Origin of the sequence: Bradyrhizobium sp. (assembly GCF_052389815.1) — a bacterium.
Taxonomy (GTDB): Bacteria; Pseudomonadota; Alphaproteobacteria; order Rhizobiales; family Xanthobacteraceae; genus Bradyrhizobium.
In genome coordinates this window covers 87874-100208 of the sequence record NZ_JBQTHN010000016.1, presented here as the reverse complement: position 1 = coordinate 100208, position 12335 = coordinate 87874, and the positions used below count along the sequence as shown (strand labels likewise).

Genomic DNA, 12335 nt, shown 5'->3' with positions numbered 1-12335 from the left:
TTCCGTATCAGGTAAGAATTTGCTCCCGAAGATCGATTTTCGAGAATAGTCGTGCTCGATCAGTCTCTCTTGGAGAATGCCCGACGGCGTAAAGTTCTAGCTACAACTCCTATTGACGTGCAGCCGCTCGGTCCATATTGGCAGCGCCGCAAACTTCAAGACAACGACACGGGATACAGGCGATGCAGGTGACCTTAATGAAGGGCAAAATTCATCGTGCGCGCGTGACTGAAGCCGACTTGCACTATGAGGGCTCGATTTCCATTGACCGACATCTCATCGAGGCTGCTGGTTTTCTCATTAATGAACGCGTCGATATCTACAACATCGATACCGGTGCGAGATTTTCGACCTATGTGATTGAGGCTCCCGCCGGATCAGGCGTCATTGGGCTCAACGGGGCTGCCGCACGTCTGGCGATGGCGGGGGATAAGCTCATTGTCGTTGCATACGCCAGTTTTGACGGTGACGAGGCTCGCAAGTTTCAGCCGCGGGTCGTGCTCGTCGACGAAAAGAATCGCAAGATGTGAAGATCGCACCGTCAGGAGATCGTACCGCTTAGCTCGATCGTAGCTGCTTTTTTTGGAACGTCTGATTGCATGCCGAGCTCCCGGTCCCGCGCCTCGTAGCTGGAATCAGGAGCGGATCTTCGAGGCTTTCTCGTCGAGCAATTCTGCAGGTCGAACTTCAAGTGCCTGAGAAACTTGCCACATTGTAAGGAGGGTCACATTTTGCAACCCTCGCTCCATGCTGCTGATGAAGGCGCGATCGACGCCCATACGTTCTGCAACGGCCTCCTGACTTAGGCCCAGGGCCAAGCGAAATCGACGCGCATTTGCTCCAAAAACCTTGCGAATATCCATCCGCAGGATAGGAAGCAATCGCGTATTTTGGCGCTACGTGTTATAATACGCGGAAAGGCAACTAACCAGCGTGCGCGACTAGTCTAATGACTAGTCGTTCTCAGGAATTTTATGCTGGACCTGATAATATTATGGCGGTTCTGTGGATATATCTACGCACAGGCACTAGAATCGCTCAATGGAGTTGTTGGTAGCACTGATGCAGACCCCACCACTCGATCCTGATGCCGCCGACTCAGCTCCGGATGATCCGGTGCTCACGAGCTACGATGAACAGCATCTGGTGACGTATTGGCGTCTTCTCGATGCGGAGGCCGACGGCGCCGACTGGAGGGAAGTTGCTCGGATCGTGTTGCATATCGATCCGGATCACGAACCGGCGCGCGCTCGCAATGCGTTTGATAGTCATTTGGCGCGCGCAAGGTGGATGGCAGACCACGGCTATCGCGATTTGCTTCGCGGCGGCGCGATCAAGTAGCAGTAATTTTCGTCTGGAATCTGCAGTCGAGAACAAATTTCTCCCGCTAACGCGTGATCGCCTGCGCGCATCACGCAATGCACAATTGGTGACTTCCACAACAACCCAAGGCTTCATAGACATTGCGTCGCTATCGCCTTACGGCAGGGGATCAAAGCAATGTCCGAGTTCGACTGGCGCTCGCCGGGCGCGTATCAGCGCGCCATCAAGTCGGGAGAGGTCGCGGATTTCGCGTGGGAGTCACTCCGGCGGAGTCCCAACTATCGAATTGCCTACCGCGACGCTCGATCGAAGGAGGGGCAGGTGACTTCTGAATTTCGAAGGAGATGGGGCGTCTGCTTTCGCGCATGACCCACACGGGTCCTTTGACGAACAGACAATTTTTTGGGCGCCCGAGGCCCTGCCTACGGTGGTGCCGGTTGTCCGGAGCGCGTCTGTCTCGCACGCCGCCGGCCCGATGCTGCCGCTTGCCGAGCTGGCATCGGGCAGCATCAGACACGCGCCGGACGGTTGGCATGCCGTGTTACGCATTCAGGGAGCCCAACATCATTTGTGGTTGAAAGAGGCACCGCAGCTGGGTGTCTCTTACGCAGCCGAACTGCCGTTCGATCCGGATTTTGAGATCCGCGCGCATTCCTCACATCGGCTGTGGCGCGCCATCAACGGCCGTCCGCCAGGGCCTCCCTTTCATCAGCTCTCGGCACAGCGGCGCGAACGACTAGCCTTGGCTCTGCGCGCCCTCGATGGGCGCATGGATGGTGCCTCTTATCGGGCGATCGCCGAGGTATTGTTCGGCCGAAAGCGCATACCTGAGCGCGCCTGGAAGACTCATGAGCTGCGCAGCCGGACCATCCGCCTGGTGCAGGCCGGCTTGGCGCTGATGCGCGGCGGCTATCGCGCATTGCTCCGTCCACCACATCGCAAGGAATAGGGCAGGGGTACCGAAAATCATCTCCCCATCTTCGGCATCCCCCTAAGCACTTCTACTCCGCCATCGTCTCCCTCGACGCGCGATCCAACTCGTTCGCGCGCCAGACGACCACGGAGTCTCTCAAATGCCTGACCCGAACGCCGGCTTGCCGCCGCGATACCTGCGCACGCCGGAAGCAGCACGCTTTCTCGGTCTGTCCGGACGAACCCTGGAAAAGCACCGAACCTATGGCACGGGGCCGACCTACCGGAAGCTCGGCGGTCGGGTCGTCTATGCCCTCGATGATCTGAAAGCTTGGGTTGACCGCGGTACCAAGACATCGACCAGCGACCCTGGCAACGACACGGTCTTGCCAGCCAAGCGGCACGCGCCGATTCCCTATGCGGGCAAGGAGCGGCGCTGACTATGTCGGACGGCAACTCCTCTGTACACAGACGGCGTCGCTCGGAGCGCGATCAGCTCGATCTGTTTCGTGCGCTGCCGGGTGATCTGGCGCCGCGCGATGCACAAGACCTGATGGCCTATCCGTTCTTCTCGCTGGCGAAGTCCAAGCGAAGTGCACCAATCGACTTCAGAGCCGGCACGGTCACCATTCGTGTCGAAGCCGTGCCGGAACATGGCATGGCGACAATCTGGGATGCGGACGTCTTGATCTGGGCCGCTTCGCAAATCGTCGAGGCCCGTGATGCCGGCCTAAAGACATCGCGGCTGATGGCCGCCACGCCCTACGAGATCCTGACCTTCGTCGGTCGCGGCACCAGCGCGCGCGATTACGATCGCCTCAAGGCTGCACTCGACCGGCTGCAATCGACGACCGTCATGACGTCGATCCGACAACCGACGGAACGTCGGCGGCATCGCTTCTCCTGGATCAACGAGTGGAAAGAGACATCTGACGCCCACGGCCATCCGCGTGGACTGGAACTGATCTTGCCCGATTGGTTCTACACGGGCGTTCTCGACGAGGCGCTCGTGTTGACCATCGATCGTGCGTATTTCGACCTGACCGGCGGACTCGAGCGCTGGCTCTATCGCCTTGTCCGCAAGCACGGCGGCCACCAGCATGGCGGCTGGAGTTTTGATGTTGTGCACCTGCACGCCAAGTCAGGCAGCCTGTCGCCGCTCAAACATTTTGCCTACGACCTGCGCCAGATCGTGCGCTGCCAGACTTTGCCGGGCTATCGGCTCGCTATCACACAAGACCCAAATCGCGCAGAACGATTGAATTTCGTACCCGTCCCTGTCAACCCGCTGACGCAGCGACTGCGCAAGCGTGGCCTCGCCTCACCAGCGGGGGATAAGCTGTGAACTCGATCGTGCTATCAGGGACCAGAACCCTCGTGCCATCGAGGACCCGATCCACGTGCTATCGGGGACGGAAATCAGAGCTAACGCTCTGCTGCGCCAAGATTTTCCGCGCCCGTAACTTTACTAACCTGGAATCCTTCGGATTCCTTCTAACGGATCTGCGCCTGTTGACTGCGAATGTTAGCAGGAATGCGCTTTGGCCGTGCCGGCCCGTGAACGGCTCACCACAACCGGTCTGCCCTAACCGAGGCATTGTCTTCGACGCGCCGGCGACAGCGCGGCCGCTGGCACGTCCCACAAATCTCTCTCAACAATGCGGAGCGGTCAGGTGAGCGATCTCACAACCGTTGAGCTCTTGTGGCTCGAGAAGCGGATCGAGAACCGAATTCGGTTCGGCAAGCCCGTATCGGAAAAGATCATCGACCGTCACCGGCGCGTTCTCTCATTCACGCCAGGCAGCATCTTCGCCTTTGTGCGTTGGACCTCAAATGACTTCGGGACCGTGCTGTCTCGCATCGACATTTTGCGCGCGCCGATGCCTGGCCAATGCTATTCGACCGTGCCTTGGGTCAGCCCCGGTGGCGAAAGTCTGCTGCGATTATCTGGCTGGCCAAAGGTCGAGCGCGTTCTCCAGTTGATCGACGCGGTGGAGGTGCTTGGCATCCATCCCGCCGAAGCAGCCCCCGAGTATTGGCACCACGTTCACAACCGTCTGTCAGTCAACGAAGCGCCTCGAATCTACACCGCCGGGCGTCACCGGGCGTGGCTCCAGCGGCGACGGGTGGCATTCTGATGCAACGGCTGGCGATCATTCTTGCCATGTGTGGCGCCACAACTCTCGCGCTGTGGCCGGTCGAGAACACCTCACCGTGGTACATCTGGAACGCGTCGGAGAGCGTGCCGATCGGTCTGTATCGCTTGCAAGACGTCGGAAGATTGGATGTCACCCGGCTCGTGGCCGTTCGGCCACCCGAGCCGTTGGCGACCTTCCTCGACCTTAACGGCTATTTGCCGAACGGTCTTCCGATGCTCAAGCGTGTGCTGGCACTGCCAGGACAAACCGTCTGCAGAACCGGACCCACGATCGTGGTGGACAGCATCGAGATGGGCCAGGCACGCGATCGCGATCAACGCGGCCGGCCACTGCCGGTCTGGCAGGGCTGCCGCATCCTTGGTGCCGACGAAATCTTTGTCATGAACTGGCAGTCGGCGGACTCTTTTGACGGGCGATATTTCGGCCCCATTCCTGCATCTTCCGTTATCGGCCGAGCGATCCCGGTGTGGACTGACAGAGAATGAACATGCTCGGTATTAGCAGTCGAACTGCAACTATTCTGCTCGATTCTTTGCACCGCCAACGCGTAGGCTTCTGCAATGAGTCCTCGCGCAGCAGTCGGCACGCGTGTTGTTGTGGCTCCGCGCAATGCTGACCAACCCAATCGCAGTTCGTCGCGTGCTGTCGGATCTTTTCGTGGGTTCCAGACTAACTGGGAGAGACCAGGGGCGGGTCAACGGAGGAGTGCGATATTAACGTGCTGATGGCATACGGGCGATGCCTTCGGCCCGCGCTCTACTCGTCGCTTCGCTCCTCACCGAGCCACCCTACGGGTGTCTCGGCCCTTCGGGTAACGATCGCTATCGCAAACGCTCGCTTCGCTCGCAAACAGTGGGGGCTTCGCAAGTCAACTGCCAAGTCGCGGCGGCTCTTTCGCAATGAATCGGCCACCAGCCGACGTGTTCGGGCAAACGCTATTGGAGGATCCACCGCAATGACCCGAACTGCATTTTGTCGCAAATCGCCGCGAGTACCGAGAGTCTGTTGGCTTGGAAGTTGGGCCCTGGGAACCAGCGACCGAGGAGGGCAGGATAAAAGCCGCAAGGTTCGGCGGGTCGGTTCGAGCAGTAAACACCAGCAAATTCCAATGACGCGGCAAACATTGCGAATGGCCAGCACAACTTGCGAATCTCGCCAACGCGCTACTGTTGCTCAGCTTTCGACACCTTACGGCGGGCAGGATGACCGGTAACGACGATTTCCGCATCCGTCCGGGCCGCATCCGCTCGACCCGCGCGCCCCGGACAAAATCCTTTCTGGCGCAGGCACTCAAGGCCGCGCAGAAGGCCGGCGGTTACTCGCGGGGCCGCCGCAGCCGTGCCAGCAAGTTCGGACGCGGTCGCGCGGCCAGCCTTGCCGCCACCCGGCTCCTCAACAGCCGCGCCCGAACCGCCATGATCAAGGCCCGCGTGGTGCGCCGAATGCGATCGCCGGGGGCTCTGCGGGCCCATGTCGGCTACCTCCAGCGCGACGGCGTGACCCGCGACGGCGCACCTGGCCGGCTGTTTGACGCAGCGGGCGATGATGCAGATGGTCGCGCTTTCGCTGAGCGTTGCGAGGGTGACCGGCATCATTTCCGGTTTATCGTCTCGCCCGACGATGCTTCCGAGCTCGCGAGCTTGCGCAGCTTCACCCGCGAGCTCATGGATCAGGCCTCCCGCGACCTCGGCACCCGGCTCGACTGGGTCGCGATCGACCATTGGAATACGGAGCATCCGCATATCCACGTCCTCGCGCGCGGCCGTACGGACGACGGAACAGACCTCGTCATCAGTCGCGACTACATTGCGACGGGCTTGCGCGCCCGCGCCGGCGATCTCGTTACCCGCGAACTCGGCCTACGGTCGGAACTTGAGGTCCGCCGTAGCCTTGAAGTGGAGGTGACTGCAGAGCGCTGGACCAGGCTCGACCGTGCGTTAGCCCGGGAAGCGGGGGCGGCGGACGGAGTGATCGATTTGAGGCCGGACCGGGATGCAGCGCGCGACCCACTGCGGGAGATCCGGATCGGGCGGATGCGGACGCTTGAGAGATTGGGCCTGGCCGAACCGGCTGGTCCCGCCCGCTGGGTGCTGCCCACGGACGTGGAGTCGCGCCTGCGTGCGCTCGGCGAGCGCGGGGATATCATCAAGCGGCTGCACAAGAGCTTGACCAAAGATGGCGCGACCCGTGCGCCCTCATCCTGGGCGCTCGAAGGCGAACGCCATGGAGAGCCGGTGATCGGCCGGCTCATCGCCCGCGGGCTCGATGACGAGCTCAAGGGCACGGCGTTTGCCATCGTCGATGGGGTCGACGGGCGCGTGCATCACCTCAAACTCCCCGATATCGACATGGCCGGCGATGGGCCGATCGGCGCGATCGTGGAACTCCGGCGCTTCGAGGACACAAGCGGCCGAACACGTATCGCGCTCGCCGTGCGCTCGGACCTGAACCTCGATCAACAGGTCGTGGCGGACGGCGCCACCTGGCTGGACCGGCAACTCGCTGCGCGCGAGCCCGCCGAACTGTCGGGCGCCGGTTTTGGCGCCGAGGTCCGCGCCGCGCTCGATCGGCGGATCGACGCGTTGGCTGAGTGGGGTCTCGCCCGCCGGGCGGGTGAAAAGGTTACGCTTGGCCGCGGCCTGATCGAAACCCTGCGGCGGCGCGAACTCGATAACGTCGGACGGCGTCTGGCCGAGGAAACAGGGCTTTCGCACTTGCCGAGCGAAACAGGCCAGCCGGTTTCTGGAGTTTACCGGCAGAGGCTGTCCCTGGCCTCCGGCCGTTTCGCGATGATCGACAATGGTCTCGGCTTCCAGCTTGTGCCCTGGGCACCTTCGCTCGAACGCGAACGGGGGAAACAGGTGAGCGGCATCGCCGGTCCCGGCAGTGTCGACTGGAGTTTTGGGCGCAAGCGCGGGCTGTCGCTTTGACCCGCCGATCTCTGCGCCAGGACACGCTCGAATGCGATGCAGCGGACCTCGTCCTTGCGCCCGCGTGTCGATGGCGCCAACACCTTCACCCATGTCCGCGACCAAGATTCTCTGGCATCAGGTGATCCTGGTCTGTTTGGTTGTGCTCGCCTTCCTGTGGGCGGCGACCGAGTGGACCGCGTGGCGCCTCGGCTTCCAGCCGCAGCTCGGACCTGCCTGGTTCACGCTCGGGCCTTGGCCGGTTTATCAGCCGTTCAGCTTCTTCGGCTGGTGGTTCAAGTTCGACGGCTACGCACCGGCAATCTTTCTCGAGGGTGGCATCATTGCCGCGAGCGGTGGCTTCGCGGCCATCGCCATCGCAATCGCGCTCTCGGTGTTGCGGGCGCAGGAGGCGAGGGACGTCACTACCTACGGCTCAGCCAGATGGGCGGATGCACGCGAGGTCAGGCGCGCGGGGCTGTTGGGGGCCGATGGTGTGGTACTCGGCCGGTTTCAGGGCCGCTATCTTCGGCATGACGGGCCCGAGCATGTGCTCTGCTTTGCTCCAACGCGGTCGGGCAAGGGTGTTGGCCTCGTCGTCCCGACGCTTCTGACCTGGCCGGGCTCGACCATTGTCCACGACATCAAGGGTGAAAATTTTGCCATCACCGGGGGCTGGCGCGCTGGTTTCGGGCCAGTGCTTCTCTTCGATCCGACGAATGCGGCGAGCGCCGCCTACAATCCGCTTCTCGAGATCCGCCGGGGCGATTGCGAGGTGCGTGACGCCCAGAACATCGCTGACATTTTGGTTGATCCCGAAGGGGCCCTCGAGCGCCGCAATCATTGGGAGAAGACCAGCCATTCGCTGCTGGTGGGCGCGATACTGCATGTTCTCTATTCAGAGTCTGACAAGACGCTCGCCGGCGTCGCCAATTTTCTGTCCGACCCGTCGCGCCCGATCGAGGCGACGCTCAAAGCAATGCTGGCAACCCCGCATCTCGGGGCTGGCATTCATCCAGTCGTGGCTTCAGCTGCGCGCGAGCTCCTCAACAAGAGCGAGAACGAGCGCTCGGGCGTATTGTCGACCACGATGAGCTTCCTGGGACTCTATCGGGATCCGGTCGTGGCCAAGGTCACCGGCCGGTGCGACTGGCGCATCCGCGATCTGATGGACGGAACTCGACCCGTCTCGCTGTACCTCGTGGTGCCGCCGTCCGACATTGTCCGCACAAAACCCCTGATGAGGCTCATCCTCAATCAGATCGGACGGCGATTGACCGAGAGCCTGGATCCCGACCGGCGCCGTCAAAAACTCCTGCTGATGCTCGATGAGTTCGCAGCGCTTGGCCGGCTCGATTTCTTCGAAACCCAGCTCGCGTTCATGGCAGGCTATGGCATCCGCAGCTTTTTGATCACCCAGAGTCTAAATCAGCTCGAACGCGCCTATGGTCCGAACCACGCGATTCTGGACAATTGCCATGTCCGGATCGCCTTCTCGACCAATGACGAACGAACCGCCAAGCGCGTGTCGGATGCGCTGGGGACGGCTACCGAGTTGCGCGCCATGAAGAATTATGCCGGGCATCGCTTAAGCCCATGGCTTGGACATCTGATGGTGAGCCGTCAGGAGACCTCTCGGCCGCTGCTCACGCCGGGCGAGGTCATGCAGCTCTCACCGAAAGAGGCCATCGTGATGATCTCCGGAGTGCACCCGGTGCGGGCCACCAAGGTCCGCTACTATGAGGATCCGCAGTTCCAGCAACGGTTGTTGAGGCCACCACGCCCCGAACCGATCACCTTGCCTGCACGACAGGACGACTGGTCGAGCCGTGCGCCGATTCCCCCTTCAATAAACTTGCTCACACAGCGCAAGGGCAGGGGCGACGACCCGAATGGCGGCCTTCGCCGCGAGCCAGAGCTTCCGCAGAATGAGGAGGTCGTGATTAAGGCGCCGCTTGCCGAGCACGAGTTCGACGCTGGGCCCGATGACGGAGACGCCGATGCTATCCAGGCGCAAGCGATGAACCGGTCGATGCAGGGTGTCGCGCGGGCTGTCAGCCTCGACCCCGACGATGGTATGGACCTGTAAGTAGTCAGTATGAAAAAGGTCCAGCTCAGCATCTACCTCGATCCCGATACCTTCAAGACGCTGGATGCCTTCGCAAAGCGCCGCGCCCAGCCCAAGTCGCTGGTCGCCGAGGCTGCAATCGCTTCGTTCCTTTCGCCTGACGATTCCGACCGCCGCGAGGCGGCCATTGCCAAGCGGCTGGATCGGATTGCACGCGTGCTCGAACGTCTCGAACGCAACGACACCGTGACGCTTGAGACCGTCGCGCTGTTCATCCGTTTCTGGTTGACCTCCACGCCAGCGCTGCCAGAGCATTCGACACCGGCCGCGCGCGCCAAGGGCGCCGGGCGCTACGATCGCTTTGTTGAAGCACTTGGACGGCGGCTCTCCAGCGGCTCAACGGTACTGGACGAAGTGAGCACCGACTTGCAGGCCTCAGGCACGTCCGAGTAGCGAAATTTCCCCGTCGAGTTGCCTGGCAGGTAGGAAATCGTCGCCAAAGGACCAACGCGCCATTCCTTTCTTTCGCTACGCCAGACTACGCCCCTGGACTCTCTCCGGTTGAAGTAGCGGGCGTCCTGCTCCTTCTGTCGCCCCATCGTCGCTGGGGCAATCACTGTCATTTGTCACGAAATTGGAGCGCAGCTTCGCATGCGCGCGCTGAATTTTTGTGCATTCGGGAGAGTCGACTATGGGCATCGACACTGAACTCAACGGAGCGAACGGGGCAAATTCGGAGCATGCCGACCCAGACGCGCGATCAGCACAGCAGAGCTCCGCTGTGACGAGAAAGGTCACCGTCAAGCTCACTGACCAGCTTTTCAAGCGACTGGAAGCTGCCACCGACCGTCCCGGCGTTGGCAAGAGCATGGTGATGGAGGCCGCTCTCGAGCGCTTCCTCGATCCGGCACCGCCCATCGAAGGGCTCATTCATGAGGCTCTCGCGCGGATAACAAGCCAGCTTGAGCGTCTGGATGACGATGTCCGGACCATCGCCGAGACGGTCGCGCTGCATGCTCGTTATCACCTGACCGTTACGCCCGCCATGCCTCAAGCACAGCAGCATGAGGCGTGTGCGGTTGGCCAGGAACGGTTCATGGCCTTGGCCGAGCAGGTCGACAAGCGCGTTCGGTCGGGAAGGTCCCTAATGCGGGAGACAATCGAGCAGGTAAGTGCGCCAAGACCTGATGGCCCTCCGATTGAAAACGCTTTGCCCGTCTCCGCGCATAGCGACCAGGAGGCACCCCCGGCCACCGCTCCAGACGCAACTGCCGACCTGACCGCTGCCGTCGAGGAGGACGGCAGCAACCCAAACTTTCGGCATCTGCCGAACGCATTCTGCTGAATCGGCAAACCATTCCGATTGCGTCGCGCGCGCCGCGACGAGCACTTCACAGCTCAAGCAAAGCCACTCCGAGTCCGACCCCTCCGGGCGACTTCCGGCCTGGCGCCTGATCGCCTGTGTTTTTCTGCCCTTCGCAGCGGGTTACTATCTCTCCTACCTGTTCCGTACCATCAACACCTTGATCTCTGGGCCGCTCTCAGCTGAATTGGGGCTCGATGCGGCCAACCTTGGCCTGCTGACGGCGGTCTATTTTCTCGTTCTCGCGGGCGCTCAGATTCCAATAGGAGTACTGCTGGACCGCTTTGGCCCACGTCGCGTCCAGAGTGTGCTCCTGGTTGTGGCTGCGGGCGGCGCAGCGCTATTTGCAGCATCGACCGGTCTTCTGGAGCTTCTGATTGCGCGCGCAATGATCGGGATTGGGGTAGCCGCCGCATTGATGGCTGGGCTCAAAGCGATCGTCACCTGGTTTCCACGAGAGCGTGTCGCCCTGATCAACGGTTACATGATTATGTTGGGCGCGCTGGGCGCGGTGACGGCAACGGCACCGGCCGAATGGCTAATGGGCTATTCAGGTTGGCGGGGGCTGTTCGAGCTTTCGGCTGCCGCGACACTCGCTGCAGCTCTCCTGATCTTCTTGGCAGTACCAGACAAGGCGCAATTAGTGTTGCCGCAGCGGACGTCCCTGAAACTCGGAGCGATCTACAGAGATCCGCGCTTCTGGCGAATCGCTCCGCTTTCCGCGAGTTGTATTGGGTCCGCCTGGTCGTTGCAGGGGTTGTGGGCCGCCCCTTGGCTCGCAGATGTCGAAGGTTTCAACCGCGAAGCCTTGATCGCCCAACTCTTTCTCATGGCAATCGCAGTTTGTCTCGGTGCCTTGCTACTCGGGACCATAGCTGACCGATTGCGGAGACGTGGGATAGGCACAGAAACCTTGTTCGCGGCGGTGGTAGCGTTGTTTGTGATTGCCGAACTGGCATTGATCATGCGTCTGCCGTTGCCGTCACTGTTGCCCTGGATTGTCGTTTCGATTGTCAGCGCGGCGACAGTCCTGAGCTTTGCGATCATAGCGGAATACTTTCCAAGTGAGCTCGCCGCGCGAGCGAATGGCAGCTTGAACGTGCTTCATTTCGGGTGGGCGTTCGTGGTCCAGTACGGAACCGGCCTCATTCTGGAGCAGTGGACTCCCCAGGACGGTCACTATCCCGCAATAGCCTATCAGGTCGCGTTTGCTGTCAGCGTTGCTGTACAGATCGTGGCGTTGGCTTGGTTTGTCGTCCCATGGCTTCGTTCGCTTGATTGGCGAGCGCCGGCATCCTTTCTTCGCGCGCTTGCGAACGATAATGTCCCGGTTGAGACAGTCACTGCCTCGACCGAGATTAGGATGTTTGAGCCGCATGAAAGCGGAGAGTGGTAAGGCAAGCCTTCCATCTCGATCACAATCGTCACTAATACCGCAGTTCACGCGTCGGGACACGGCGCGTCTTATCGGACCTTTCTTTTCCTACGCTACCCTGCGAAGACCACTCGACCTTGTTGCGCTAAACGAGCGCCTGCTTTTTCTAATCATCCCCATCTGAGGGCGCTTGGGGACCCTCAGCTCCTTGGGGGGTCTGGTGACA

Annotated in this window: 14 protein-coding genes; 13 read left to right on the top strand and 1 reads right to left on the bottom strand. The window is 61.2% G+C overall.

The features are described 5' to 3' along the window. Positions 1-182: 182 nt before the first annotated feature. Complete coding sequence (gene panD, locus ACT4OC_RS04275) at positions 183-530, top strand: aspartate 1-decarboxylase (RefSeq protein WP_444837722.1); 348 nt, start codon at positions 183-185, stop codon at positions 528-530. A 105-nt stretch (positions 531-635) separates the two neighbouring features. On the opposite strand, the gene ACT4OC_RS04270 is transcribed toward panD, so the two are convergent. Further along, complete coding sequence (locus ACT4OC_RS04270) at positions 636-881, bottom strand: helix-turn-helix domain-containing protein (protein WP_444837721.1); 246 nt, start codon at positions 879-881, stop codon at positions 636-638. Between the two features lie 181 nt (positions 882-1062). On the opposite strand from ACT4OC_RS04270, the gene ACT4OC_RS04265 reads away from it, so the two are divergent. From ACT4OC_RS04265 to ACT4OC_RS04210, 12 genes are all read left to right on the top strand, one after another. Then, a complete protein-coding gene (locus ACT4OC_RS04265; protein WP_444837788.1) occupies positions 1063-1341 on the top strand; it encodes a DNA -binding domain-containing protein in 279 nt (92 codons plus the stop codon). Positions 1342-1500: 159 nt separating this feature from the next. After that, positions 1501-1692 (top strand): transcriptional regulator domain-containing protein, encoded by a 192-nt coding sequence (locus tag ACT4OC_RS04260; protein WP_444837720.1) that lies wholly within the window; start codon positions 1501-1503, stop codon positions 1690-1692. Between the two features lie 106 nt (positions 1693-1798). Next, complete coding sequence (locus ACT4OC_RS04255) at positions 1799-2272, top strand: DUF2285 domain-containing protein (protein WP_444837719.1); 474 nt, start codon at positions 1799-1801, stop codon at positions 2270-2272. A gap of 124 nt (positions 2273-2396) precedes the next feature. Further along, the gene (locus ACT4OC_RS04250) at positions 2397-2675 is read left to right on the top strand and encodes a helix-turn-helix transcriptional regulator (protein ID WP_444837718.1); all 279 of its coding nucleotides are present in this window, start codon (positions 2397-2399) and stop codon (positions 2673-2675) included. Positions 2676-2677: 2 nt separating this feature from the next. Continuing rightward, positions 2678-3580, top strand: coding sequence for a replication initiator protein A (locus ACT4OC_RS04245; protein WP_444837717.1), 903 nt, complete (start codon positions 2678-2680; stop codon positions 3578-3580). 328 nt (positions 3581-3908) lie between these two features. Then, complete coding sequence (locus ACT4OC_RS04240; RefSeq protein WP_444837716.1) at positions 3909-4373, top strand: DUF2840 domain-containing protein; 465 nt, start codon at positions 3909-3911, stop codon at positions 4371-4373. After that, entirely contained in the window at positions 4373-4879 is a 507-nt protein-coding gene (locus ACT4OC_RS04235) for a S26 family signal peptidase (protein ID WP_444837715.1), read from the top strand. Before ACT4OC_RS04240 ends, ACT4OC_RS04235 begins: the two co-directional genes overlap by 1 nt. A gap of 717 nt (positions 4880-5596) precedes the next feature. Beyond that, positions 5597-7324 (top strand): relaxase/mobilization nuclease domain-containing protein, encoded by a 1728-nt coding sequence (locus ACT4OC_RS04230; RefSeq protein WP_444837714.1) that lies wholly within the window; start codon positions 5597-5599, stop codon positions 7322-7324. 91 nt (positions 7325-7415) lie between these two features. After that, positions 7416-9392, top strand: coding sequence for a conjugal transfer protein TraG (locus ACT4OC_RS04225; protein ID WP_230551329.1), 1977 nt, complete (start codon positions 7416-7418; stop codon positions 9390-9392). Between the two features lie 9 nt (positions 9393-9401). Further along, positions 9402-9824, top strand: a complete 423-nt coding sequence (locus ACT4OC_RS04220) for a CopG family transcriptional regulator (protein ID WP_230551328.1) — start codon at positions 9402-9404, stop codon at positions 9822-9824. Between the two features lie 238 nt (positions 9825-10062). Next, the gene (locus ACT4OC_RS04215; protein ID WP_061979570.1) at positions 10063-10716 is read left to right on the top strand and encodes a hypothetical protein; all 654 of its coding nucleotides are present in this window, start codon (positions 10063-10065) and stop codon (positions 10714-10716) included. Positions 10717-10822: 106 nt separating this feature from the next. Continuing rightward, the gene (locus tag ACT4OC_RS04210) at positions 10823-12130 is read left to right on the top strand and encodes an MFS transporter (RefSeq protein ID WP_444837787.1); all 1308 of its coding nucleotides are present in this window, start codon (positions 10823-10825) and stop codon (positions 12128-12130) included. The last annotated feature ends 205 nt before the right edge of the window (positions 12131-12335 follow it).

What these genes read in the sequence shown, in the direction of transcription:
- ACT4OC_RS04255 (WP_444837719.1), top strand. Translation starts at nt 1,799, where the DNA reads ATGCTGCCGCTTGCCGAGCTGGCATCGGGCAGCATCAGACACGCGCCG.
- ACT4OC_RS04245 (WP_444837717.1), top strand. Translation starts at nt 2,678, where the DNA reads ATGTCGGACGGCAACTCCTCTGTACACAGACGGCGTCGCTCGGAGCGC.
- panD (WP_444837722.1), top strand. Translation starts at nt 183, where the DNA reads ATGCAGGTGACCTTAATGAAGGGCAAAATTCATCGTGCGCGCGTGACT.
- ACT4OC_RS04260 (WP_444837720.1), top strand. Translation starts at nt 1,501, where the DNA reads ATGTCCGAGTTCGACTGGCGCTCGCCGGGCGCGTATCAGCGCGCCATC.
- ACT4OC_RS04220 (WP_230551328.1), top strand. Translation starts at nt 9,402, where the DNA reads ATGAAAAAGGTCCAGCTCAGCATCTACCTCGATCCCGATACCTTCAAG.
- ACT4OC_RS04250 (WP_444837718.1), top strand. Translation starts at nt 2,397, where the DNA reads ATGCCTGACCCGAACGCCGGCTTGCCGCCGCGATACCTGCGCACGCCG.
- ACT4OC_RS04215 (WP_061979570.1), top strand. Translation starts at nt 10,063, where the DNA reads ATGGGCATCGACACTGAACTCAACGGAGCGAACGGGGCAAATTCGGAG.
- ACT4OC_RS04265 (WP_444837788.1), top strand. Translation starts at nt 1,063, where the DNA reads ATGCAGACCCCACCACTCGATCCTGATGCCGCCGACTCAGCTCCGGAT.
- ACT4OC_RS04235 (WP_444837715.1), top strand. Translation starts at nt 4,373, where the DNA reads ATGCAACGGCTGGCGATCATTCTTGCCATGTGTGGCGCCACAACTCTC.
- ACT4OC_RS04225 (WP_230551329.1), top strand. Translation starts at nt 7,416, where the DNA reads ATGTCCGCGACCAAGATTCTCTGGCATCAGGTGATCCTGGTCTGTTTG.
- ACT4OC_RS04230 (WP_444837714.1), top strand. Translation starts at nt 5,597, where the DNA reads ATGACCGGTAACGACGATTTCCGCATCCGTCCGGGCCGCATCCGCTCG.